We start from the raw sequence: 20,711 nt of genomic DNA, 5'->3' as shown, positions 1-20,711 counted from the left end.
TCTAATATCTGCTCCAAAGTCACCAAAAGCACACATCCCTCATTTCCAGATCCGATTATCCAATCTCCTGGTATCCAGGTGTTTTCGGACGCCTCTCCACTCACAGCTCTCCGACAAATCCGAAGTTTTATTGGTAATCGATTACATCAATCCATTTCATAAGGAAATCTTTATGCAGCTCATTATTCTTGGACAACTGTGTCGCAGCCACAATCGGCAGCCACTGCTGCACGTACTGCTTTGCGGTATCACTTTTTTTGCAGAATAACTTCAGATACAGGTCTGCCGTATCCTGGTCTTTGAGCGCAAAGAGCAGATATGTCATAGCCGCATCGGCGCTTGCGTTGCCCTGTGTGGCATGTGCCCAGTCCACAACTGTCATCTTCCCGTTCTTTCCTACGATAACATTACTGGGATTAAAATCGCCGTGGCAGACTTTATTGTGCTTCGGCATACTCTCCAGCCGGGTCAGAAGCTCATAACGCATTGTAGCATCCAGCTCTTTCAGGCCGTTAATCTGACGGCTCATCTTATCTTTCATGCCTTTCAGAAGGGGTGATGTCTTGCTGTGCACCTCCAGTTGAAGATCCACGAAATCCTCCATATATTTTTCCATATTCTTCTTATCTGAGTTCATCATCTCCTCCAGGGTTTTTCCGTCCTTATACTCGATTGAAATCGCCCATTTTCCGTCAATCTGTACAACTTCTTTTACTTTCGGTATATCCAGTCCGGTCTCTTCAATACGGGCCGTAATCAATGCTTCATTAAACACATCGGACTTCGGATGAGTTTCAACAAATACTTTTACGATACTGTCATCGCATCTGTAAACTGTCTTATATGGACGTTTTACAATAATATTTTTTTCTTCCAGTTTCATAGATAAGGACCTCCTTTTTCTTTGTAACCGGATTCGGCCGCTCTGCCGAAAACCGTATTATTTTCAGATAGTCTCATTATATAATATAGAAATCTGAAATGTAAGCCTCCAAGAGTAATTTTGTATATTTTTTAACTATCTTTTTATATTGAAAAATATCGTTATTTTTTTGTCAATATTGAAATTCAACAAACTTCTACAGTCTTATCCGTTCCTTTTCCTCAAAAAAACTGTCGGAAAGGTAATGCGCAGACTGCGTTTTACTTTTCCGACAGTTCTTAATTTTATCTTTCAGCGCTCAGAGACGCGGCTGTCCGGGAGGAACTTTTTGTTTTATTTGCCGTAGTAGCATTTCAGATAGATTTCCTTGATTTCCTTAATCAGAGGATATCTCGGGTTCGCAGCTGTACACTGGTCATTAAATGCCTGCTCACTCATTTCATCCAGAGTTTCAAGGAAGTATTTTTCGTCAATGCCATAATCCTTAATCGTCTTTTTGATGCCGATCTTTTCTTTCAGATCTTCCAGTTTTGCAAGGAAATTCTCAAATACTTCTTCATCTGTACTGCCTGTGCATCCTGCATATCTTCCCAGCTCCGCGTATCTTGCCAGAGCATGCGGATACTGATACTGAGAGAATGTTCCCATCTTTGTCGGAACTTCTGCTGCGTTATATCTCATAACTTCAGTCAGAATTACCGCGTTTGCAACACCATGGGGCAGGTGATGGAACGCTCCGAGTTTATGGGCCATGGAGTGGTTTACTCCAAGGAAAGCGTTTGCAAATGCCATACCTGCCATACAGGAAGCATTGTGCATTGCCTCACGGGCCTTCGGATCGTTTGCTCCATTCTCATATGCTGACGGAAGGTTTTCAAATACAAGCTTAACGGCTTTCATTGCAAGTCCGTCTGTAAAGTCTGTTGCCATGATGGATACATATGCTTCAATAGCATGTGTCATAACATCAATACCTGATGCGCTTGTCAGCCCCTTCGGAGCCGTCATTGCATTGTCCACATCGACGATCGCCATGTTCGGAAGCAGTTCATAATCGGCGATGGGCCATTTTACGCCAGTCTCTGCATCAGTAATAATAGCAAACGGCGTCACTTCAGAACCTGTTCCTGAAGAGGTGGGGATTGCTACAAAGTACGCTTTTCCGCCCATCTTCGGGAATGTGTACACTCTCTTGCGGATATCCATGAAGTCCATGGCCATGTCTTCGAAGTTTGCCTCCGGATGCTCATACATCAGCCACATAATCTTTGCCGCGTCCATGGCGGAGCCGCCGCCCAGGGCGATAATTGTATCCGGCTCAAAGGATGCCATCTGTTTTACGCCTTCCTTAGCGCACTGCAGTGTAGGATCCGGCGCCACATCGTAGAAGCAGGTATGCTGAATGCCCATTTCGTCCAGTTTCTTTTCGATCGGCTCTGCGTATCCGTTTTTGTAAAGGAATGTATCTGTTACAATGAAGGCTTTCTTCTTGTGCATTACATTTCCGAGCTCTGCAAGAGCAACCGGTGTGCAGCCTTTCTTAAAGTATACTTTTTCTGGTGTTCTGAACCACAGCATATTCTCTCTCCTCTCGGCAACTGTCTTGATATTCAGAAGATGTTTTACCCCAACGTTTTCTGATACGGAGTTTCCGCCCCATGAACCACATCCAAGGGTAAGAGACGGGGCAAGTTTGAAATTGTAAAGGTCGCCGATACCGCCGTGGGAAGACGGAGTGTTGATCAGAACACGGCATGTCTTCATAGCCGCCGCATGCTTTGCAATCTTCTCTTTCTCGGCAGGATTGATGAAAAGGGAAGATGTATGACCGTATCCTCCGTCGGCAACAAGCTGCTCTGCTTTTGCAATGGCCTCATCAAAAGTCTTCGCTCTATACATAGCAAGTACAGGAGATAATTTTTCATGAGCAAATTCTTCTGAGATATCCACAGACTCTACTTCACCGATCAGAATCTTTGTGTTCTCCGGCACGTCAACGCCTGCCAGCTTCGCAATCTCATACGCTGATTTGCCGGGGATCCTGCTGTTGAGAGCGCCGTTTATAATAATCGTCTTACGTACCTTATCCAGTTCCTCGCCCGGTTTCAGGAAATAGCATCCGCGGTAGGCAAACTCTTTTTTCACTTCGTCATATACACTGTCCAGTACAGTTACCGACTGCTCAGACGCACAGATCATACCATTGTCAAATGTCTTGGAATGAATGATCGAGTTTACTGCCAGTCTGATATCCGCTGTATCGTCAATGATAACCGGTGTATTTCCGGCGCCTACGCCCAATGCCGGTTTTCCTGATGAATATGCTGCTTTCACCATTCCCGGTCCTCCGGTTGCAAGGATAATGTCTGACTCTCTCATAACTGTATTGGTCAGTTCCAGAGACGGTGTGTCGATCCATCCGATAATTCCTTCCGGCGCTCCTGCTTTTACTGCCGCGTCAAGCACAACTTTTGCCGCCGCGATGGTGCATGCCTTTGCGCTGGGATGAGGACTGATAATAATAGCATTTCTTGTCTTCAGACAGATCAGCGTCTTAAAAATCGCCGTAGAAGTCGGGTTTGTGGTCGGAATAACGGCCGCGACAAGTCCGATCGGCTCTGCAACTTTTTTAATTCCATAGGCTGTGTCTTCCTCGATCACGCCGCATGTTTTTGTATCTTTGTATGCGTTGTAAATATACTCTGCAGCGTAATGGTTTTTGATTACCTTATCCTCCATTACGCCTCTCTGCGTCTCTTCCACAGCCATTTTAGCCAGGGGGATACGCTGTTTGTTTGCTGCCATAGCAGCCTCAAAAAAGATTTTGTCCACCTGCTCCTGTGTAAATGTAGCAAAAATCTTCTGCGCTTCGCGCATTGCTTTCATCTTCGCCTCCAGCGCCTCAACGCTGTCGACGATCTCCGGCACTACTGTCTTTTCTTTCTTTGCCATTTTGATAATTCCTCCTGTAATTGAATCAACCTGTTTTTAATCACTGGAATAAGTATAGTTCCTTTGTTAAATATTTGTCAACCCGACATTTGTTAATATTTTAACGTTATTTTTTTAACATCATTTGTGCATTTATAACAAAAACACTTCCCTCCTTTCCTTTTTCTGGGCTTTTTTCTCTTTTCCGGACTGATCAGATACAACAATGATGAATATCATTACTAAATTCCTGCTGATCTTTTATCTCTTTAAAAAACGATTATCTTAGCATCAGAATAACACTTTGATATAGAAATCACAAGGTGAATTATTTAATAAAGCTGATGTGTAACAAAAATCCGTTCTATTTCAGCGCAAAAATAAAGCGCTAAATCTGTACTACTGCGGACTGCCAGTACAGATTCAACGCTTTTTTACCTGACGGTAAATAAATTATTTTATTTAATTATACAAGCTCAATCAGAACTTCCATGGCAGCATCGCCTTTACGCTGACCGATCTTGATGATTCTTGTGTAACCACCATTGCGGTTCTCATACTTCGGCGCGATCTCTGTAAACAGTTTTTCTACCATGTTCACATTCTTTGTGTTCGCTTTCTTCCCTGCTGCTTTTGCCGGAACTTCCTTAACCGGGCAGAGAACTTTCAGCATCTCACGTCTTGCGTGAAGTCTGCTCGGCTGATCCTTTTTGATCTTCTTCTCAACCTCGTCGTAAACTGTAACTTTCTTACCGTCTACAACTTCTTTTACTCTCTTGCCGTCTTTGTCCTTGCGCGGAACTTTCGCTGTAACTGTTACTTCATCGTAATTATCTTTTTCTTTTACAGCCAGTGCAATCAGACCCTCAGCAACTTTGCGGATCTCTTTTGCCTTCGCCTCTGTTGTAACGATTTTTCCGTTGTTCAGAAGCGCTGTTACCTGATTTCTGATCAGAGCTTTTCTCTGACCGGAAGTTCTACCGAGTTTTCTATACTTTGCCATTTTAAATTTCCTCCATTATTTACATCTGGTTATGCATCTTCGGGCTTACTAATCAAATGCTCCCGCCGCCCCCTTCGGACTTACCGGCGGGACATGACATTTCCCATGCAGGGCTTAACTCGCCGCCCTGTATCTAATTCCATCTTCCTGTTCATTATTCAGGAAGAGGCATCAGGACTCCGCCTTATTATTCGTCGCCCTGGATTAAGTTGTATCTTCTTGACCCTGCGGCTCAAGAATCAGCATCAGGACTCCTCGCTATCACTCATCGCCCTGATTTAGTTCTAGATTCAGTTCTTTCAGCTTAGCAAGCACTTCCTCCAGAGATTTACGTCCCAGGTTACGAACCTTCATCATATCCTCCGGAGTCTTGTTTGTAAGCTCTTCGACTGTATTAATTCCGGCACGTTTGAGGCAGTTGTAAGAGCGAACGGAAAGTTCCAGCTCGTCAATACTCATCTCCAGAACTTTTTCTTTCTCGTCATCCTCTTTTTCGATCATAACTTCCGCTGCCTGAGCAACTTCTGACAGATCAATAAAGAGTTTCAGATGTTCACTGAGTACTTTTGCTGCAAGACTGACAGCCTCATCCGGCTGCATAGTTCCTTTCGTCCATACATCCAGTGTAAGCTTGTCATAATCCGTAATCTGGCCTACACGTGTATTTTCCACAGTAAGATTAACACGCTCAACCGGAGTATAGATGGAGTCAATCGGAATCACGCCGATCGGCATATCTTCCGTCTTGTTTTTGTCTGCGCTTACATAGCCTCTGCCATTTGAAATGGTAAGTTCCATGTAGAGCTTGCTGTCGCTTCCGCCGCTGAGCGTAGCGATAACCTGCTCTGGATTTACAATCTCGATATCGGAATCAACCTGGATATCGGCACCTGTTACAACACCTTCTCCCTCAAATTCGATATACGCAGTCTTCACTTCATCTGACTCAGATGTGTTTTTGATCGCCAGAGACTTCAGGTTCATGATAATCTCCGTCACATCTTCTTTTACGCCCGGGATGGAACTGAATTCATGCAGAACTCCATCAATCTTTACAGAACTGATGGCTGTTCCCGGAAGAGAAGAAAGCATAATTCTTCTCAGGGAATTGCCCAGTGTAGTTCCATACCCTCTCTCAAGGGGTTCTACGACAAATCTTCCATACTTCTTATCATCTGAAACATCTGTAATTTCAATATTAGGCTTATTAAAATCAAACACTACACAGACCCTCCTTATGGGTTTAATATGTTGAGGGGATACTAAGTTACAGCCGATATTACTTTGAATATAACTCGACGATTAACATCTCATCTACCGGTACGTCGATTGCTTCTCTGTTCGGAAGTTCTTTTACTGTACCCTTGAGATTCTCGGAATCAACATCCAGCCACTCCGGAACCATGTTTCCTGCTGTAACTTCAAGAATCTCTTTGTATCTCTGTGAGCCTTTCTTGTTTTCTTTGATCTCAATTGTATCTCCGGCTTTTACAAGGTAAGACGGAATGTTTACCTGTTTGCCGTTTACAAGTACATGCTTATGATCAACGATCTGTCTTGCCTCTTTTCTTGTTCTTGCGAATCCCATGCGGAACATTACATTGTCCAGTCTGGACTCCAGAAGTCTCATCAGGTTCTCACCTGTCATACCTTCCATCTGTTTTGCCTTTGCATAGTAATTTCTGAACGGTTTCTCAAGAACGCCATAGATGAATTTTGCTTTCTGCTTCTCGCGAAGCTGAAGGCCGTACTCACTCATCTTTCTGTTTGATCTCTTTAACTGTCTGTTAGATTTTTTACTGATTCCGAGATAAATCGGATCCATGCCTAATGAACGGCATCTTTTAAGAACAGGAACTCTGTTTACTGCCATGTCTATCCTCCTAAATTTATATACACCGCGGCTTCACTTTACGCCGCCCTGATTTCTTTACATTGTACAATAACAGTTGTATGCTGAAAATCTCTGTATCCTGAAATTAGACTCTTCTGCGCTTCGGCGGACGGCATCCGTTGTGCGGAACCGGAGTTACGTCCTTGATGCTTACTACATCAATGCCGCATGCCTGAAGAGCACGGATTGCTGCTTCTCTTCCTGATCCCGGTCCTTTTACAAATACATCTACTGTCTTCAGACCATGTACCAATGCTGCCTTTGCTGCTGTTTCAGCTGCCATCTGCGCTGCATACGGAGTAGATTTCCTTGAACCTCTGAATCCCAGGCCGCCTGCACTTGCCCATGAAAGAGCATTTCCCTGTGTATCTGTTAATGTAACGATTGTATTATTAAAAGATGACTGGATGTGTGCCTGTCCTCGTTCAACGTTTTTCTTGACACGTTTTTTTGTTACTTTTTTTGCAACTTTCTTTGCCATTTAAACTAACCTACTTTCTTATTTCTATTTCTTCTTATTAGCTACTGTTCTCTTCGGACCCTTACATGTTCTTGCGTTTGTCTTTGTCTTCTGACCACGCACCGGAAGTCCTTTTCTGTGACGGATTCCACGGTAACATCCAATCTCTTTGAGTCTCTTAATGTTAAGCTGGATCTCTCTTCTGAGATCACCTTCAACTACCTGTGTCTCATCAATTACTGCGCTGATCTTCTTTACTTCTTCACTTGTAAGATCTCTCACGCGTGTGTCAGGATTCACTCCTGCTTCTGCCAGAATACGGTTTGAACTTGTTCTTCCGATTCCATAGATATAAGTCAGACCGATTTCTACACGTTTGTCTCTTGGTAAGTCTACACCTGCAATACGAGCCATGTGTCTTTCCTCCACTTTCTTTTTTCTCGTTTTCGGTCATACATTCATCGGGTATGACCTCCTATTGTCCCAAAAAGAGGCTGTGAATGCATACAGATCTCCCTGTTTTTTCAGCATCCTACCGGGTTTACCGCCCCGATATCCCAGCCCAGGCATGTCTGGAGACACGCCCTTTTCCCGGCACGGATCAGAATCTGTCCGCCATGCAAGCGCCGGGTATTTTAAGCAATATACAACTGCATCTTCCATACTCAATGTGATATGAAGAAAATGCACAGAACACTCCTTCTGCAGGTACCTGCGTGCAGAAACGGTGTATCCTTACTTGTATATTAAACAGCCCTACACGCCTCCTGGCGTGTCGCGCTGTCAGCCGCCTAAATTAATGCACAAACTAAGAATTGACGTTCGCCTCACTAAGCTCGAAAAGCTCTCGCCGAGTTCGCCGAACAGGCTTCACACTAAGTTCAAGCCGCGCTTGGCAGCTTGCTTTCACTAAGTGTTCTAGCCCTGACGCTGTTTGTGCTTCGGATTCTCACAGATTACTCTGATGCTTCCTTTTCTTTTAATAATCTTGCATTTCTCACAAATTGGTTTTACTGATGATCTAACCTTCATGTCAAATCCTCCTTCCCTTCTTTGCTCTGCCTTTGTTTCCGCCGCTTTTGGACACACCAACCCAAAAGCGACCATTTCATAGTATAGCATCAAATCTCTAATAAAGTCAATAACAAATTCTTTTTTTCTCTATGTGCTTTCGGTTATTTATCTCTCCAGATAATTCTTCCCTTGCTCAGATCATACGGGGACATTTCAAGTGTTACTTTGTCTCCCGGAAGAATCTTAATAAAATTCATACGGAGTTTTCCGCTGATATGAGCCAGTACAACGTGCCCGTTTTCCAGCTCCACTTTAAACATTGCATTCGGGAGTTTTTCCACTACAACTCCCTCGATTTCGATTACGTCAGCTTTTGACATATTTAATCCTCCCGCACCTGAGGCCTTGGGCCTTCACTGCTCTCTAAATTTCTGATTACTTTTCTGATTTTTTCGTCGCTGTCGGGACACTGAATCCCGGCTTTCAGAATAGGCTGAAGATGTTTTCTGTTTTTCTTTTTCATCCGGCAGAGGGGTTTTGAAGCCCCGTCTGCCAGATAAACATATTCATTTCTGACATCGCCTATGACATATATACAGTCTTTGTCCCGGCCTGCTTTTGACTTGACAAGCATTCCGCGTTTCAGTTCCATTGGCTGCTACTCTCCGAGTATATTTACAATTGCAGCAAATACGTCATCGATATCAATTGTTCCGTCAACCTCTTTTAAAATGCCTGACTGGGTGTAATAATCAATCAGAGGCTGAGTCTGCTCATGGTATACGCCAAGTCTTTTCAACACTGTTTCCGGCTTGTCATCATCCCGAAGAATAAGACTTCCGCCGCATTTATCACAAACATTTTCTACCTTTGTAGGAGCATATACAATGTGATATGTCGCTCCGCAGTCAACACAGGCTCTTCTTCCGGACATACGATTTACGATATTTTCGTCCGGCACCTCTACATTAATGGCATAGTCCACTTTCTGTCCCATTTCTGACAGTGCTTTGTCCAGAGCCTCTGCCTGGGGAATTGTTCTCGGGAACCCGTCCAGGACATACCCGTTTACACAGTCATCCTGATTTACTCTGTCAACAACAAGATCAACAACGAGTTCATCCGGAACAAGCAGGCCCTGATCCATATAGGTTTTGGCCTTTTTCCCGAGCTCTGTACCGTTTTTGATGTTAGCACGGAAAATATCGCCGGTAGAAATATGCGGTATTGAATATTTCTCCGCGATTTTCTTTGCCTGAGTACCTTTGCCTGCTCCCGGCGCTCCTAACATGATAATCTTCATAATCCACTCCTCCTATCCTGATTGATTTGTTATCAGCCAAAGCGTCCTGCGCTTTGCTCTCTTTATAATGACGGAATGCCCGCTGTGTTTTATCCCCTTTCAGGGATAAAACAGGGCGAGCTGAAATGTTCTAATATCCAAGGAAACTGTTTGACATATTGCTTCCCTTATTATTCAAAAATCCTGTGTAATTTCTTACAAGCATCTGTGATTCGATCTTCTTGATGGTCTCAAGAACAACGCCGACAATAATGATTATGGATGTTCCTCCAAATGAAACGGATGCTCCGAATACACCGTTGAAGAAGAACGGAATGATCTGTACAATAATCAGGCCGCAAGCTCCGATGAAAATAATGTAGTTCAGTATTTTCTGGAGATATTCAACTGTCGGTCTGCCCGGACGGATACCCGGAATGAATCCGCCGCTCTTTTTCATGTTGTTTGCAATTTCCATCGGATTAAATGTAATCGAAGTATAGAAATATGCAAAAAATACTGTAAGTAAAATATACACAATAAGTCCAATTGAGTAAACCGGATTCTGCGGATCAAACCAGTTATTTGAGTTCATGCCGGCCAGAATTCTGCTTCCGACTCCCGTACCGTTTCCTTTACCAAGGAACTGTGCGATAATGATCGGAGTCTGCATCAGAGAAGATGAAAAGATGACCGGGATAACACCTGCTGTATTTACACGCAGCGGAATATGCGTGGACTGTCCGCCGTATGTTCTGCGGCCCTGTACCTTTTTAGAGTACTGGACTGCAATTCTTCTCTCACCGCTCTGAAGAACTACAACAAATGTAATAACAACAAGCAGAATCACAAGAATAATAACTGCTGCAAGTACTGCAAACGCAAGTTTTTTACCCTGAATGAACATCGTATACAGCGTTACAAAATCATCCGGAATTCTGGAAAGAATGTTAATGAGAAGTACGATGGATATTCCGTTACCCACACCTTTCTCAGTAATTCTCTCTCCAATCCACATAAGGAATGCACTTCCCGCAGTAAGCGTGCACACAACAACTGCACAGTTTACGAAGTTGTATTCTTCAAGAAGTCCCTGACGTCCGAAACCGACAGCCATGGCAATTGACTGGATAAGCGCAAGCGCTACAGTCACATATCTTGTAATAGCCGCGATTTTCTTTCTTCCGTCCTCACCTTCCTTCTGCATCTCCTCAAGTTTCGGAATTGCAATTGTGAGGAGCTGCATAATAATGGAAGATGTAATATACGGTGTAATGCTCAGGGCAAATACCGACATATTTGTAAAGGAACCGCCGGTAAACGCATCAAAAAAATTGAGTGCGTCACCGGTCTGCTGCTGGAAGAATTCCTGTATAAAGGTTGGATCAACGCCCGGTGTGGGCAGCTGTGATCCAAGCCTTACAACAATAAGCATTGCAAAAGTATAAAAGAGCCTCTTTCTTATGTCTTCAATTTGAAATGCTCTCCGTACTGTCTTCAGCATTAGATCACCTCTGCTTTTCCACCAAGTGCTTCAATCTTCTCTGCCGCTTTCGCGCTGAAAGCGTTTGCCTGAACTGTAAGCTTCTTAGTTAACTCTCCATTCCCAAGAATTTTAACCCCGTCTCTCGGGTTTTTCACGATACCGTTCTCAATCAGGGTTTCAACAGATACTGTAGCGCCGTCCTCAAATCTCTCGAGAGCGCTTAAGTTGATGCCAACGATTGTTTTAGAGTTCCTGCATGTGAATCCTCTCTTCGGTATTCTTCTGTATAAAGGCATCTGACCGCCTTCGAATCCAGGTCTTGTAGCTCCTGAACGTGCCTTCTGGCCTTTGTGTCCCTTACCGGCTGTCTTGCCGTTTCCGGAACCGTGACCACGGCCTCTTCTGAAATTATCACTCTGTTTAGAACCGTCTGCCGGTCTTAAGTTTGATAAGTCCATGACGTTACCTCCTTATCTTTTTATGCCTCTTCTTCAACCTTTACCAAATGTTTAACCTGCTGTACCATACCTCTGGTAGCTGCATTGTCCGGCAGTACAACTGTTCTGCCTGTCTTCTTGAGACCAAGAGCCTCAACTGTCTTCTTATGCTTTGGTATGGCGCCGATTGTAGACTTTACTAACGTAACTTTCAAGTTTGCCATTTCAATCTTACCTCCTTATGTGACAGATCTGACTATATTGTAACAGATTCTGTCTGCTTAGCCCATGATCTCTTCGATAGATTTTCCACGAAGTCTTGCAACATCCTCAGGAGCCTTTGTTCCCTTCAGGCCTTCGATTGTAGCAAGTACGACATTCTGCTTGTTGTTTGAACCAAGAGATTTAGTACGGATGTTTTTGATACCCGCCATCTCAATCACGGCACGAGCCGGACCGCCGGCGATTACACCAGTACCGTCCGGAGCATTCTTAAGAAGTACAGAAGCGCTGCCGAACTTTCCAATCACATCATGAATTACACTTGCGTTATTGTCAAGAGTAACTGTGATCATTTTTTTCATAGCGTCTTCTTTTCCTTTGCGGATTGCTTCCGGGATCTCGGTAGCTTTTCCCAAACCTGCACCAACATGGCCGTTGCCATCACCGACAACAACTAAAGCTGTAAAACGGAAGTTACGACCACCTTTAACAACTTTGGTAACACGTTTGATTGATACCACTTTTTCTAATAATTCCATCTGACTAGCATCAATACGTTCCTGTCTCATCTGTGTTCTCCCTTCCCTAGAAATTCAGCCCGGCTTCTCTAGCCGCGTCTGCCAGTGCTTTGATTTTACCCTGGTAAATGAAGCCGCCTCTGTCAAATACGACCTCAGTGATGCCTTTTTCTTTCGCTTTCTCAGCGATTACTTTTCCAAGGTATGCTGCCGCATCAACGTTGTTTGTCTTCTCAAGCTCTGCTTTCACGTCTTTCTGAAGAGTGGAAGCCGCTACAAGAGTATTTCCGACAGTGTCGTCAATGATCTGAGCATACATATGATTATTACTTCTGAACACAGCTAAACGCGGTCTCTCAGCAGTGCCGCTGAAACGGTTGCGTAATTTCATGTGTTTTTTTCTACGAATTTCGCTTCTTGATTTCTTACTAACCATTTTCACACTCTCCTTATTTATTTCTTACCAGTCTTACCGACTTTACGTCTGATGACTTCATCAGCATACTTGATACCTTTGCCCTTGTACGGCTCAGGTCTTCTCTTGTCTCTGATCTCTGCCGCATACTGTCCGACTTTTTCTTTGTCGATACCTTTTACAGTGATCTTGTTCTGACCTTCCAGAACAGTCTCAACGCCTTCCGGATCGATCATCTCGACTGGATGAGAGTATCCAAGGTTCAGTGTCAGTTTATTTCCTGATTTGGCAGCTCTGTAACCTACACCATTTACCTCAAGAACTTTCTCATATCCCTGAGTAACACCGATTACCATGTTATTGATCAGTGTTCTTGTCAGACCGTGAAGAGATTTCATTCTCTTAAGATCGTTCGGTCTTGTTACAGTTACTTCTTCGCCTTCAACTTTGATTTCCATTTCTGTCGGAAGCTCTTTTGTAAGAGTTCCCTTTGGACCTTTTACAGTCACTACATTGTTCTCCGCAACTTCTACAGTTACTCCTGCAGGAATTGCTACGGGCAGTCTTCCTATACGTGACATACCTGTTTCCTCCTTAACTTAAATTTTCGGAGCGAATGCTTTAGTCCGCTCTGTTTTCAGTTGCATGCGCCTTCCGGCTCGGGGGTTTTTACAAGGAAGTTCTTGTCGCTGCGCTCCAAGAACAGCCTTCTCACCAGGCTCAGCCGACGCTTACGCTTGGCTTTGCCAGGTGTTCAGTACTTAACTTACCAAATGAAGCAGAGTACTTCTCCGCCTACGCCGAGTTTTCTTGCTTCTTTATCTGTTACGACACCTTTGTTTGTAGAAAGGATCGCTGTTCCAAGTCCTCCGAGAACCTTCGGGATATTCTCTGTGCTTGCGTAAACACGAAGTCCCGGTTTGGAGATTCTCTTAAGTCCGGAAATAACTTTTTCATTCTTATCCACGCCGTATTTCAGTGTGATGTGGATCGTCTGGAAATGTCCGTCTTCTACAAGATCATATTTTGCGATATATCCTTCATCAAGCAGGATGTTTGCGATAGCAATTTTCATCTTGGATGCAGGTACATCAACTGTATCATGTTTTGCAGTATTTGCGTTACGGATTCTTGTAAGCATATCTGCAATCGGATCGCTCATAGTCATTGATAGATATCCTCCTATTCATTCTTCATCTATTAACAAGGAAGTTCTTGTCGCTCCGCTCCAAGAACGGCCTTCTCACTAGACTCAGCCTGCGCTGACGCTTGGCTTCGCCAAGTGTTCAGTGCCTACCAGCTTGCCTTCTTAACACCAGGGATCTGTCCTTTATATGCCAGTTCGCGGAAGCAGATACGGCAGATTCCATATTTTCTCAAATACGCATGCGGACGTCCGCAGATTCTGCAGCGGCTGTACTCTCTTGTAGAGAATTTCTGTTTACGCTGCTGTTTGATTTTCATTGATGTCTTTGCCATGAATTTCCCTCCTTACTTTGCAAACGGCATATTGAACTGTCTCAATAATTCACGTGCTTCCTCATCAGTTTTGGCTGTTGTAACGAAGATTACATCCATACCTCTGACTTTGTCGATCTTGTCATACTCGATCTCAGGGAAAATCAGCTGCTCCTTGATTCCAAGTGCATAGTTTCCTCTTCCGTCGAATGCGTTCGGGTTTACACCGCGGAAGTCACGCACACGGGGAAGCGCAAGGTTGATCAGACGGTCAACGAACTCATACATTCTTTCGCCTCTCAGTGTAACCTTGCATCCGATCGGCATACCTTCTCTGATTTTGAAGTTAGCCACGGAGTTCTTTGCTCTTGTAACTACTGCCTTCTGACCGGAGATCTTCTCCATATCAGAGATGGCAGACTCTAATACTTTTGCATTATCTCTTGCCTCGCCGACACCCATGTTGATAACAACTTTGTCAAGCTTCGGCACTTCCATAATATTTTTATAACCAAATTTTTTGATCATTGCGTCAACGATCTCATTCTGGTACTGTTCTTTCAGTCTACTCAAAGTCCTGGACCTCCTTCCTTGAATTAATCAATCACTTCGCCTGTTGTTTTCGCAACACGTACCTTCTTGTCGCCGTCCATCCTGAAGCCTACTCTTGTCACCTTTCCCTTGTGAACATACATAACGTTAGATGCATCAATGTAGCCTTCCTGATGAACAATACCGCCATTCTGGTTTGCTGCGCTCGGCTTTGTGTGCTTTGTCAGCATATTGACGCCTTCAACCAGGACTTTACCGTCTTTTTTATTTACGGCAATAACTTTGCCTTCTTTGTCTTTATCTTTTCCGGCGATTACCCTTACAGTGTCGCCTGCTTTAATCTTCATTGTTGACATTTACGGCACCTCCCTACAGTACTTCCGGAGCCAGGGAAACGATCTTCATGAAGTGTTTCTCTCTGAGCTCTCTGGCTACTGGTCCAAAAATACGTGTTCCACGTGGGTTCATATCGTCTTTTATAATAACAGCAGCATTTTCATCGAATCTGATATAGGAACCGTCTTTACGGCGTGCGCCCTTTACGGAACGTACAACTACAGCCTTTACGACATCTCCCTTTTTCACAACGCCGCCTGGTGTTGCATCTTTAACAGTCGCAACGATCACATCACCGATGCTTGCATATCTTCTTGTAGAACCGCCAAGTACGCGGATGCACAGAAGCTCTTTTGCACCTGTGTTGTCAGCTACTTTCAGTCTGCTTTCTTGCTGTATCATGCAGGTAAACCTCCTTCAAAATTATTTTGCTTTCTCCATGATTTCCACAAGTCTCCATCTCTTGTCCTTTGACAGCGGCCTTGTTTCCATAACTTTTACTGTATCTCCGATCTTACACTCATTGTTCTCATCGTGAGCTTTCAGTTTGTAAGTTCTTTTTACGATCTTCTTATAAAGCGGGTGTTTTACATGGTCCTCAACCGCAACAACGATTGTTTTATCCATCTTGTCGCTGACAACCTTGCCCGTACGGGTTTTTCTAAGATTTCTCTCTTCCACGGTTTATGCTCCTTTCTTATCTGCCTGCTTCAGTAATCAGAGTCTGAATACGAGCGATATTCTTTCTAACTTCCTTGATTCTGCTTGTATTGTCCAACTGGTTTGTGGCATTCTGGAACCTTAAGTTGAAGAGTTCCTTCTTAGCAGCTACTAATTCCTGATTTAATTCCTCTACGGATTTTCCTCTTAATTCTTTTACAAATGTATTAGTTTTCACTGTTATCACCGCCTTCTAAGTCTGCGCGAGAAACAATTTTGCATTTGCAAGGTAACTTATGCATTGCAAGTCGAAGTGCCTCTCTAGCTGTTTCCTCTGGTACTCCTGCAATTTCAAACATTACACGGCCCGGTTTAACTACTGCTGCCCAGTACTCAACTGTACCCTTACCGCTACCCATACGAGTCTCGGCCGGCTTAGCTGTGATCGGCTTATCCGGGAAGATCTTGATCCATACCTTACCGCCACGTTTGATGTAACGTGTCATGGCAACACGGGCTGCCTCGATCTGGTTGGAACGGATCCAGCACGGCTCAGCCGCAACGATACCGTACTCACCATATGTGATCGTGTTACCTCTGAGAGCTTTTCCCTTCATGGTACCACGGAACTGTTTACGACGTTTTACTCTTTTTGGCATTAACATTATTTATCGCTCCCTTCCTTATCTGCTTTAGTCGGAAGAACCTCGCCTTTGTAAATCCAAACCTTTACACCGACTTTTCCGTAAGTTGTGTCAGCTTCTGCGAATCCATAATCAATGTCTGCTCTTAAAGTCTGCAGCGGAATTGTTCCCTCGCTGTAAAACTCTGTACGAGCCATATCTGCGCCGCCCAGACGTCCGGATACGGAAGTCTTGACTCCCAGTGCGCCTGCCTTCATTGTTCTTGACATGCAGGACTTCATGGCACGTCTGAAGGAGATACGGTTCTCAAGCTGCTGGGCAATATTCTCAGCTACAAGCTGCGCATCCTTGTCCGGTCTCTTGATTTCCTTGATGTCTACGATCAGCTTCTTGTCAGTGAACTGTCCGAGTTCTTTTTTCACTTTCTCGATCTCAGAACCGCCCTTGCCGATTACGACACCCGGTTTTGCTGTATATACAACGATCTTTACTCGGTCGGAAGCTCTCTCAATCTCAATTCTGGAGATTCCGGCACTGTATAATCTCTTCTTTAAAAATTTTCTGATCTCGTGGTCTTCAACCAGGTTGTCAGCGAAATCTTTCTCTGCATACCATCTGGAATCCCAGTCTTTGATGACGCCGACTCTCAAGCCATGAGGATTAACTTTCTGTCCCATATTGCCCTCCTATCTTTCATTCAGCACAATTGTGATGTGGCTCATTCTCTTCTCGATTCTGTAAGCCCTTCCCTGTGCTCTCGGTCTGATTCTCTTCATTGTCGGTCCTTTGTTTGCGTAGCACTCCTCAATGTAAAGGTTGCTTGCGCTCATGCCATTGTTATTCTCAGCGTTTGCGATTGCTGATTTCAGCAGTTTCTCTATCACTGTTGAAGCATATCTCGGATTGTAAGCCAAAATACCGAGTGCTGTTGTTACATCCTTACCTCTGATGGCGTCAAGAACGTAGCAGGCCTTCTGTACAGATATTCTCGCGTAGGAAATCTTAGCTGAAGGTCTTGTATCTTTCTGCTCGTTTCTCTCTCTTTTGATCTGGGATCTATGTCCTTTTGCCATGGATGAACCCTCCTTTCAAATATACGAATCTTATCTGACTTTTGACTTCTTCTCGTCTTTGCCGTGTCCTCTGTAAGTTCTTGTCGCAACAAACTCACCGAGTTTGTGTCCTACCATGTCCTCTGTAACGTATACCGGCACATGTCTTCTTCCGTCATGTACGGCAAATGTGTGGCCGACAAATGACGGGAAGATTGTAGAACGGCGTGACCATGTCTTTATAACTGTTTTATCACCTGATGCATTCATAGCGTCTACTTTTTTCAGTAAGCTTTCGTCTGCAAATGGTCCTTTTTTAAGTGAGCGAGCCATAGGTTCTAACCTCCTTGTGAATCTAATTATTTAATCGCTTTTCCGTCTCTTCTTCTTACGATCAGCTTATTGGAAGCTTTTTTCTTCTTGCGGGTCTTAAGACCAAGCGCCGGCTTGCCCCACGGAGTACACGGACCCGGGCGGCCGATACCAGTCTTACCTTCACCACCACCATGCGGATGGTCGTTCGGGTTCATAACAGAACCACGTACTGTCGGGCGGATACCCATGTGACGTTTACGTCCTGCTTTACCAATATTGATCAGGTTGTGTTCGCCGTTTCCTACCACACCTACAGATGCGCGGCAGATGATCGGAACCATTCTCATCTCACCTGACGGAAGTCTCAGAGTTGCATATTTTCCTTCTTTCGCCATAAGCTGTGCGCTGTTTCCGGCAGAACGTACAAGCTGTCCGCCTTTTCCAGGATAAAGCTCAATGTTGTGTACCTGTGTACCAACCGGAATCTCAGAAAGCGGCAGGCAGTTTCCTACATGTACCTCTGCCTCCGGTCCATTCATAACGGTCATACCGTCTTTCAGTCCTTCAGGGGCAAGAATATATGCTTTCTCGCCGTCTGCGTAGCAGATCAGCGCGATGTTGGCACTTCTGTTCGGATCGTACTCGATGCCGACTACAGTTGCCGGAATTCCGTCTTTCTTTCTCTTAAAGTCTACGATTCTATATTTTTTCTTAGCTCCGCCGCCACGGTGTCTTACAGTGATCTTTCCCTGTGCGTTGCGGCCAGCCTGTCTTTTCTTGGAATCCAGGAGGGATTTCTCAGGAGTTGTCTTTGTGATCTCAGAGAAATCAGAACCTGTCATCTGTCTTCTGGAAGGTGTATATGGGTTATAAGTTTTGATTCCCATTACTTTCTCTCCTTTCGTTAGCTCTAATTATTCGTTTCACGGATTTGCACCGTTTAATTTCATTTCTTACAGACCCTCAAAAATCTCGATGTCTTTGCTGTCCTCTGTAAGCTGTACAATTGCTTTCTTTGTCTTTGCTGTCTTTCCGAATGTCATACCACGTCTCTTGTTCTTTCCTTCAAGGTTCATGGTATTGACACTCTTAACCTTTGTTCCGTCGAACATTTTCTCAACAGCTTCTTTGATCTGATTCTTTGTAGCCTCTGTGTGTACAAGGAATGTATATTTCTTGTCAGCCATCAGATCCATGCTCTTTTCTGTGATAACCGGTTTAAGGATTACATCATAATACTGAATATTTGCCATTATGCGTACACCTCCTCAATCGCCTCAACAGCAGCCTTTGTTGCGATCACTGTGTTGTATTTCAGAACATCATATACATTAATTGTATTTGTACGTGCCGTTTTTACATCCGGAATATTTCTTGCGGAGATCTCAACATTTGTGTTTCCATCTTCCAGAACAACCAGCGCCTTGTTTACATTCAGGTTGTTCAGAACTTTCTGGAACTCTTTGGTCTTAATCTCATTAAAGCTCAGTTCATCAACTACGATGAATTTGTTTTCTTCTACTCTGGAAGTAAGTGCAGACTTCAGAGCCGCTCTCTTCTCTTTCTTGTTCATCTTGAAGGAGTAGTCTCTCGGAACCGGAGCGAATACAACGCCGCCGCCTGTCCACTGAGGAGCTCTTGTTGAACCCTGTCTTGCGTGGCCTGTTCCTTTCTGTCTCCACGGTTTTCTTCCGCCGCCGGAAACTTCAGAACGTGTCTTAGCTTTCTGTGTTCCCTGACGATTATTTGCAAGCTGATTTACAACTGCCATGTGTACCAGGTGCTCATTTACCTCAACACCGAATACAGCATCATTCAGTTCGATGGTATCAACTTCTTTACCTTCGATATTGTAAACAGATACTTTTGCCATCTGTGTGTTCCTCCTTTCTTATTGTCACCCTTAGCAGCTCTTAACGGATTCTTTGATCGTTACGAGGCATTTCTTCGGTCCCGGTACAGAACCCTTGATAAGAAGCAGGTTGTTCTCTGCATCAACTCTTACAACTTCAAGATTCTGAACTGTGATCTTCTTGTTACCCATCTGTCCGGGCATCTTCTTTCCTTTGAATACCTTGCTCGGGTCAGATGCAGCACCGTTAGAACCAGCGTGACGATGGAACTTGGAACCGTGTGTCATAGGTCCTCTGCTCTGGCCGTGACGCTTGATTGCGCCCTGGAATCCTTTACCTTTGGAGATTGCAGTTGCGTCAATGTGATCGCCTACTTCGAAGATGTCTGCTTTGATCTCCTGAGCCAGTGCATATTCCTCTGCATTGTCAAATCTGAACTCTTTTACATATCTCTTTCCGGAAACGCCAGCTTTGTCAAAATGGCCTTTCTCAGCTTTTGTCACACCGTTTCTGTGTGCAATTGCTTTCTTGCCGCTGCTGTCTTTTGTGACAATCTTCTCTTTCTTGTCAACAAATCCAACCTGTACAGCGCTGTAGCCGTCGTTCTCAACAGTCTTAACCTGTGTTACTACGCACGGTCCTGCCTGCAGAACTGTTACCGGAATCAGACTTCCGTCTTCATTGTTGAAGATCTGAGTCATTCCAACTTTTGTAGCCAAAATAGCTTTCTTCATTATAATTACCTCCTGTGATTTACAGCGGAACGCTTTCGCGCTCATCCTAAATGTTAGGACGTTACTGCTTTAATATAATGTAGCTGTCCGTATTATTTGGACTTCATTTTGATATCAATATACACACCTGCCGGCATTTCCAGTCTGGAAAGCGCGTCAACCGTCTTCTGTGTCGGTGTGATGATATCAATCAGTCTTTTATGAGTTCTCTGCTCGAACTGCTCTCTGGAGTCTTTGTACTTGTGTACAGCTCTCAGAATTGTCACTACTTCTTTCTTAGTCGGCAGCGGCACCGGTCCGCTCACCTGTGAACCATTCTTTTTTACAGTTTCGATGATTTTTTTTGCGGATGCATCAACCAGCTGGTGATCATACGCTTTCAGTGTGATTCTCATTACTTGACTTGCCATAAAAAAAGTCGCCTCCTTTTCGTACTTGTAACTCAGTACGACAAGCGGTGACTGTACACTCTCCCGTGTGTGTCGTGAGAAACATACACGGCGCTCCCGTTTTTTCAACTCCTGCCGCAGACTTCCGCCCGCATGCAAAAACGAGATACTGT

Annotated in this window: 34 protein-coding genes; all 34 read right to left on the bottom strand. The window is 44.3% G+C overall.

All coding sequences use genetic code 11. The features are described 5' to 3' along the window. Nucleotides 1-127: 127 nt before the first annotated feature. Nucleotides 128-883 (bottom strand): phosphotransferase, encoded by a 756-nt coding sequence (locus tag AC0QUU_RS04210; RefSeq protein ID WP_474544811.1) that lies wholly within the window; start codon nt 881-883, stop codon nt 128-130. 333 nt (nt 884-1,216) lie between these two features. Continuing rightward, nucleotides 1,217-3,835: a bifunctional acetaldehyde-CoA/alcohol dehydrogenase gene (adhE, locus tag AC0QUU_RS04205; RefSeq protein ID WP_474544809.1), complete on the bottom strand. Its 2,619-nt coding sequence runs from the start codon at nt 3,833-3,835 to the stop codon at nt 1,217-1,219. Between the two features lie 445 nt (nt 3,836-4,280). Further along, nucleotides 4,281-4,817, bottom strand: a complete 537-nt coding sequence (locus AC0QUU_RS04200) for a bL17 family ribosomal protein (protein WP_474544807.1) — start codon at nt 4,815-4,817, stop codon at nt 4,281-4,283. A 261-nt stretch (nt 4,818-5,078) separates the two neighbouring features. Then, entirely contained in the window at nt 5,079-6,038 is a 960-nt protein-coding gene (locus AC0QUU_RS04195) for a DNA-directed RNA polymerase subunit alpha (RefSeq protein WP_474544805.1), read from the bottom strand. Between the two features lie 58 nt (nt 6,039-6,096). After that, nucleotides 6,097-6,690 carry a 30S ribosomal protein S4 gene (gene rpsD / locus AC0QUU_RS04190; RefSeq protein WP_474544803.1) on the bottom strand — a complete coding sequence of 198 codons (594 nt, stop codon included), beginning with the start codon at nt 6,688-6,690 and terminating at the stop codon, nt 6,097-6,099. Between the two features lie 106 nt (nt 6,691-6,796). Continuing rightward, nucleotides 6,797-7,192, bottom strand: a complete 396-nt coding sequence (gene rpsK, locus AC0QUU_RS04185) for a 30S ribosomal protein S11 (protein WP_072524017.1) — start codon at nt 7,190-7,192, stop codon at nt 6,797-6,799. A gap of 24 nt (nt 7,193-7,216) precedes the next feature. Continuing rightward, a complete protein-coding gene (gene rpsM, locus AC0QUU_RS04180) occupies nt 7,217-7,585 on the bottom strand; it encodes a 30S ribosomal protein S13 (RefSeq protein WP_474544801.1) in 369 nt (122 codons plus the stop codon). A 36-nt stretch (nt 7,586-7,621) separates the two neighbouring features. Continuing rightward, the gene (locus tag AC0QUU_RS04175; protein WP_474544799.1) at nt 7,622-7,834 is read right to left on the bottom strand and encodes a hypothetical protein; all 213 of its coding nucleotides are present in this window, start codon (nt 7,832-7,834) and stop codon (nt 7,622-7,624) included. A 255-nt stretch (nt 7,835-8,089) separates the two neighbouring features. Next, a complete protein-coding gene (rpmJ, locus tag AC0QUU_RS04170; RefSeq protein ID WP_003497809.1) occupies nt 8,090-8,203 on the bottom strand; it encodes a 50S ribosomal protein L36 in 114 nt (37 codons plus the stop codon). A gap of 143 nt (nt 8,204-8,346) precedes the next feature. Then, nucleotides 8,347-8,565, bottom strand: coding sequence for a translation initiation factor IF-1 (gene infA / locus AC0QUU_RS04165; RefSeq protein WP_072524019.1), 219 nt, complete (start codon nt 8,563-8,565; stop codon nt 8,347-8,349). 2 nt (nt 8,566-8,567) lie between these two features. Continuing rightward, complete coding sequence (locus AC0QUU_RS04160; protein ID WP_474544789.1) at nt 8,568-8,837, bottom strand: KOW domain-containing RNA-binding protein; 270 nt, start codon at nt 8,835-8,837, stop codon at nt 8,568-8,570. A gap of 6 nt (nt 8,838-8,843) precedes the next feature. Continuing rightward, complete coding sequence (locus AC0QUU_RS04155; protein WP_474544787.1) at nt 8,844-9,488, bottom strand: adenylate kinase; 645 nt, start codon at nt 9,486-9,488, stop codon at nt 8,844-8,846. A 130-nt stretch (nt 9,489-9,618) separates the two neighbouring features. Continuing rightward, nucleotides 9,619-10,971, bottom strand: a complete 1,353-nt coding sequence (secY, locus tag AC0QUU_RS04150) for a preprotein translocase subunit SecY (protein ID WP_474544785.1) — start codon at nt 10,969-10,971, stop codon at nt 9,619-9,621. After that, nucleotides 10,971-11,411: a 50S ribosomal protein L15 gene (gene rplO / locus AC0QUU_RS04145; RefSeq protein WP_474544783.1), complete on the bottom strand. Its 441-nt coding sequence runs from the start codon at nt 11,409-11,411 to the stop codon at nt 10,971-10,973. The genes secY and rplO overlap by 1 nt, the downstream gene beginning before the upstream one ends. A 20-nt stretch (nt 11,412-11,431) precedes the next feature. Then, nucleotides 11,432-11,614: a 50S ribosomal protein L30 gene (gene rpmD, locus AC0QUU_RS04140; RefSeq protein WP_474544782.1), complete on the bottom strand. Its 183-nt coding sequence runs from the start codon at nt 11,612-11,614 to the stop codon at nt 11,432-11,434. Nucleotides 11,615-11,671: 57 nt separating this feature from the next. Beyond that, nucleotides 11,672-12,181, bottom strand: a complete 510-nt coding sequence (gene rpsE, locus AC0QUU_RS04135; protein WP_474544780.1) for a 30S ribosomal protein S5 — start codon at nt 12,179-12,181, stop codon at nt 11,672-11,674. Between the two features lie 16 nt (nt 12,182-12,197). After that, nucleotides 12,198-12,566 (bottom strand): 50S ribosomal protein L18, encoded by a 369-nt coding sequence (gene rplR / locus AC0QUU_RS04130; protein WP_205129707.1) that lies wholly within the window; start codon nt 12,564-12,566, stop codon nt 12,198-12,200. A 17-nt stretch (nt 12,567-12,583) separates the two neighbouring features. Next, nucleotides 12,584-13,126, bottom strand: coding sequence for a 50S ribosomal protein L6 (gene rplF, locus AC0QUU_RS04125; protein WP_474544777.1), 543 nt, complete (start codon nt 13,124-13,126; stop codon nt 12,584-12,586). 185 nt (nt 13,127-13,311) lie between these two features. Then, the gene (rpsH, locus tag AC0QUU_RS04120) at nt 13,312-13,713 is read right to left on the bottom strand and encodes a 30S ribosomal protein S8 (RefSeq protein ID WP_087178646.1); all 402 of its coding nucleotides are present in this window, start codon (nt 13,711-13,713) and stop codon (nt 13,312-13,314) included. Nucleotides 13,714-13,838: 125 nt separating this feature from the next. Beyond that, the gene (locus AC0QUU_RS04115) at nt 13,839-14,024 is read right to left on the bottom strand and encodes a type Z 30S ribosomal protein S14 (protein ID WP_474544775.1); all 186 of its coding nucleotides are present in this window, start codon (nt 14,022-14,024) and stop codon (nt 13,839-13,841) included. 12 nt (nt 14,025-14,036) lie between these two features. After that, a complete protein-coding gene (rplE, locus tag AC0QUU_RS04110) occupies nt 14,037-14,576 on the bottom strand; it encodes a 50S ribosomal protein L5 (protein ID WP_474544773.1) in 540 nt (179 codons plus the stop codon). 23 nt (nt 14,577-14,599) lie between these two features. Beyond that, the gene (gene rplX / locus AC0QUU_RS04105; RefSeq protein ID WP_474544771.1) at nt 14,600-14,911 is read right to left on the bottom strand and encodes a 50S ribosomal protein L24; all 312 of its coding nucleotides are present in this window, start codon (nt 14,909-14,911) and stop codon (nt 14,600-14,602) included. A gap of 13 nt (nt 14,912-14,924) precedes the next feature. Further along, nucleotides 14,925-15,293 (bottom strand): 50S ribosomal protein L14, encoded by a 369-nt coding sequence (gene rplN, locus AC0QUU_RS04100; protein WP_474544769.1) that lies wholly within the window; start codon nt 15,291-15,293, stop codon nt 14,925-14,927. 21 nt (nt 15,294-15,314) lie between these two features. After that, nucleotides 15,315-15,572 (bottom strand): 30S ribosomal protein S17, encoded by a 258-nt coding sequence (gene rpsQ / locus AC0QUU_RS04095; protein WP_009243086.1) that lies wholly within the window; start codon nt 15,570-15,572, stop codon nt 15,315-15,317. A gap of 16 nt (nt 15,573-15,588) precedes the next feature. Next, entirely contained in the window at nt 15,589-15,789 is a 201-nt protein-coding gene (rpmC, locus tag AC0QUU_RS04090) for a 50S ribosomal protein L29 (protein ID WP_072524033.1), read from the bottom strand. Then, entirely contained in the window at nt 15,779-16,216 is a 438-nt protein-coding gene (rplP, locus tag AC0QUU_RS04085) for a 50S ribosomal protein L16 (protein WP_474544767.1), read from the bottom strand. Before rplP ends, rpmC begins: the two co-directional genes overlap by 11 nt. Continuing rightward, nucleotides 16,216-16,872, bottom strand: coding sequence for a 30S ribosomal protein S3 (gene rpsC, locus AC0QUU_RS04080; RefSeq protein WP_474544765.1), 657 nt, complete (start codon nt 16,870-16,872; stop codon nt 16,216-16,218). Before rpsC ends, rplP begins: the two co-directional genes overlap by 1 nt. Nucleotides 16,873-16,881: 9 nt before the next feature. Continuing rightward, the gene (gene rplV / locus AC0QUU_RS04075) at nt 16,882-17,268 is read right to left on the bottom strand and encodes a 50S ribosomal protein L22 (RefSeq protein ID WP_419094346.1); all 387 of its coding nucleotides are present in this window, start codon (nt 17,266-17,268) and stop codon (nt 16,882-16,884) included. A gap of 30 nt (nt 17,269-17,298) precedes the next feature. Next, complete coding sequence (rpsS, locus tag AC0QUU_RS04070) at nt 17,299-17,580, bottom strand: 30S ribosomal protein S19 (RefSeq protein ID WP_474544763.1); 282 nt, start codon at nt 17,578-17,580, stop codon at nt 17,299-17,301. Between the two features lie 26 nt (nt 17,581-17,606). Beyond that, the gene (gene rplB / locus AC0QUU_RS04065) at nt 17,607-18,449 is read right to left on the bottom strand and encodes a 50S ribosomal protein L2 (RefSeq protein WP_474544762.1); all 843 of its coding nucleotides are present in this window, start codon (nt 18,447-18,449) and stop codon (nt 17,607-17,609) included. A gap of 66 nt (nt 18,450-18,515) precedes the next feature. After that, a complete protein-coding gene (gene rplW, locus AC0QUU_RS04060; RefSeq protein ID WP_072524039.1) occupies nt 18,516-18,815 on the bottom strand; it encodes a 50S ribosomal protein L23 in 300 nt (99 codons plus the stop codon). After that, nucleotides 18,815-19,435, bottom strand: a complete 621-nt coding sequence (rplD, locus tag AC0QUU_RS04055; protein WP_474544759.1) for a 50S ribosomal protein L4 — start codon at nt 19,433-19,435, stop codon at nt 18,815-18,817. The genes rplW and rplD overlap by 1 nt, the downstream gene beginning before the upstream one ends. A 30-nt stretch (nt 19,436-19,465) precedes the next feature. After that, the gene (gene rplC / locus AC0QUU_RS04050; RefSeq protein ID WP_474544757.1) at nt 19,466-20,149 is read right to left on the bottom strand and encodes a 50S ribosomal protein L3; all 684 of its coding nucleotides are present in this window, start codon (nt 20,147-20,149) and stop codon (nt 19,466-19,468) included. 92 nt (nt 20,150-20,241) lie between these two features. Continuing rightward, complete coding sequence (rpsJ, locus tag AC0QUU_RS04045; protein WP_087150377.1) at nt 20,242-20,559, bottom strand: 30S ribosomal protein S10; 318 nt, start codon at nt 20,557-20,559, stop codon at nt 20,242-20,244. Nucleotides 20,560-20,711: the final 152 nt, after the last annotated feature.

Source organism: Mediterraneibacter sp. HA8405 (assembly GCF_056148955.1).
The sequence above is the reverse complement of the archived record's forward strand: the minus strand, read 5'-3'. Positions and strand labels throughout refer to the sequence as shown.

What these genes read in the sequence shown, in the direction of transcription:
- rplB (WP_474544762.1), bottom strand. Translation starts at nt 18,449, where the DNA reads ATGGGAATCAAAACTTATAACCCATATACACCTTCCAGAAGACAGATG.
- rplC (WP_474544757.1), bottom strand. Translation starts at nt 20,149, where the DNA reads ATGAAGAAAGCTATTTTGGCTACAAAAGTTGGAATGACTCAGATCTTC.
- rplN (WP_474544769.1), bottom strand. Translation starts at nt 15,293, where the DNA reads ATGATACAGCAAGAAAGCAGACTGAAAGTAGCTGACAACACAGGTGCA.
- AC0QUU_RS04160 (WP_474544789.1), bottom strand. Translation starts at nt 8,837, where the DNA reads ATGGAACTGAAACGCGGAATGCTTGTCAAGTCAAAAGCAGGCCGGGAC.
- AC0QUU_RS04155 (WP_474544787.1), bottom strand. Translation starts at nt 9,488, where the DNA reads ATGAAGATTATCATGTTAGGAGCGCCGGGAGCAGGCAAAGGTACTCAG.
- rpsJ (WP_087150377.1), bottom strand. Translation starts at nt 20,559, where the DNA reads ATGGCAAGTCAAGTAATGAGAATCACACTGAAAGCGTATGATCACCAG.
- rplO (WP_474544783.1), bottom strand. Translation starts at nt 11,411, where the DNA reads ATGGACTTATCAAACTTAAGACCGGCAGACGGTTCTAAACAGAGTGAT.
- AC0QUU_RS04200 (WP_474544807.1), bottom strand. Translation starts at nt 4,817, where the DNA reads ATGGCAAAGTATAGAAAACTCGGTAGAACTTCCGGTCAGAGAAAAGCT.
- rpsM (WP_474544801.1), bottom strand. Translation starts at nt 7,585, where the DNA reads ATGGCTCGTATTGCAGGTGTAGACTTACCAAGAGACAAACGTGTAGAA.
- rplX (WP_474544771.1), bottom strand. Translation starts at nt 14,911, where the DNA reads ATGTCAACAATGAAGATTAAAGCAGGCGACACTGTAAGGGTAATCGCC.
- rpsD (WP_474544803.1), bottom strand. Translation starts at nt 6,690, where the DNA reads ATGGCAGTAAACAGAGTTCCTGTTCTTAAAAGATGCCGTTCATTAGGC.
- rpsE (WP_474544780.1), bottom strand. Translation starts at nt 12,181, where the DNA reads ATGAGACAGGAACGTATTGATGCTAGTCAGATGGAATTATTAGAAAAA.
- rpsS (WP_474544763.1), bottom strand. Translation starts at nt 17,580, where the DNA reads ATGGCTCGCTCACTTAAAAAAGGACCATTTGCAGACGAAAGCTTACTG.
- secY (WP_474544785.1), bottom strand. Translation starts at nt 10,971, where the DNA reads ATGCTGAAGACAGTACGGAGAGCATTTCAAATTGAAGACATAAGAAAG.
- AC0QUU_RS04210 (WP_474544811.1), bottom strand. Translation starts at nt 883, where the DNA reads ATGAAACTGGAAGAAAAAAATATTATTGTAAAACGTCCATATAAGACA.
- rplV (WP_419094346.1), bottom strand. Translation starts at nt 17,268, where the DNA reads ATGGCAAAAGGACATAGATCCCAGATCAAAAGAGAGAGAAACGAGCAG.
- infA (WP_072524019.1), bottom strand. Translation starts at nt 8,565, where the DNA reads ATGTCAAAAGCTGACGTAATCGAAATCGAGGGAGTTGTAGTGGAAAAA.
- rpsK (WP_072524017.1), bottom strand. Translation starts at nt 7,192, where the DNA reads ATGGCAAAGAAAGTTGCAAAAAAAGTAACAAAAAAACGTGTCAAGAAA.
- rpsH (WP_087178646.1), bottom strand. Translation starts at nt 13,713, where the DNA reads ATGACTATGAGCGATCCGATTGCAGATATGCTTACAAGAATCCGTAAC.
- rpsC (WP_474544765.1), bottom strand. Translation starts at nt 16,872, where the DNA reads ATGGGACAGAAAGTTAATCCTCATGGCTTGAGAGTCGGCGTCATCAAA.
- rplD (WP_474544759.1), bottom strand. Translation starts at nt 19,435, where the DNA reads ATGGCAAAAGTATCTGTTTACAATATCGAAGGTAAAGAAGTTGATACC.
- AC0QUU_RS04115 (WP_474544775.1), bottom strand. Translation starts at nt 14,024, where the DNA reads ATGGCAAAGACATCAATGAAAATCAAACAGCAGCGTAAACAGAAATTC.
- rplP (WP_474544767.1), bottom strand. Translation starts at nt 16,216, where the DNA reads ATGTTAATGCCAAAAAGAGTAAAACGTCGTAAACAGTTCCGTGGTACC.
- rpmD (WP_474544782.1), bottom strand. Translation starts at nt 11,614, where the DNA reads ATGGCAAACTTGAAAGTTACGTTAGTAAAGTCTACAATCGGCGCCATA.
- rplF (WP_474544777.1), bottom strand. Translation starts at nt 13,126, where the DNA reads ATGTCACGTATAGGAAGACTGCCCGTAGCAATTCCTGCAGGAGTAACT.
- rpmJ (WP_003497809.1), bottom strand. Translation starts at nt 8,203, where the DNA reads ATGAAGGTTAGATCATCAGTAAAACCAATTTGTGAGAAATGCAAGATT.
- adhE (WP_474544809.1), bottom strand. Translation starts at nt 3,835, where the DNA reads ATGGCAAAGAAAGAAAAGACAGTAGTGCCGGAGATCGTCGACAGCGTT.
- rplR (WP_205129707.1), bottom strand. Translation starts at nt 12,566, where the DNA reads ATGGTTAGTAAGAAATCAAGAAGCGAAATTCGTAGAAAAAAACACATG.
- rplW (WP_072524039.1), bottom strand. Translation starts at nt 18,815, where the DNA reads ATGGCAAATATTCAGTATTATGATGTAATCCTTAAACCGGTTATCACA.
- AC0QUU_RS04175 (WP_474544799.1), bottom strand. Translation starts at nt 7,834, where the DNA reads ATGGAAGATGCAGTTGTATATTGCTTAAAATACCCGGCGCTTGCATGG.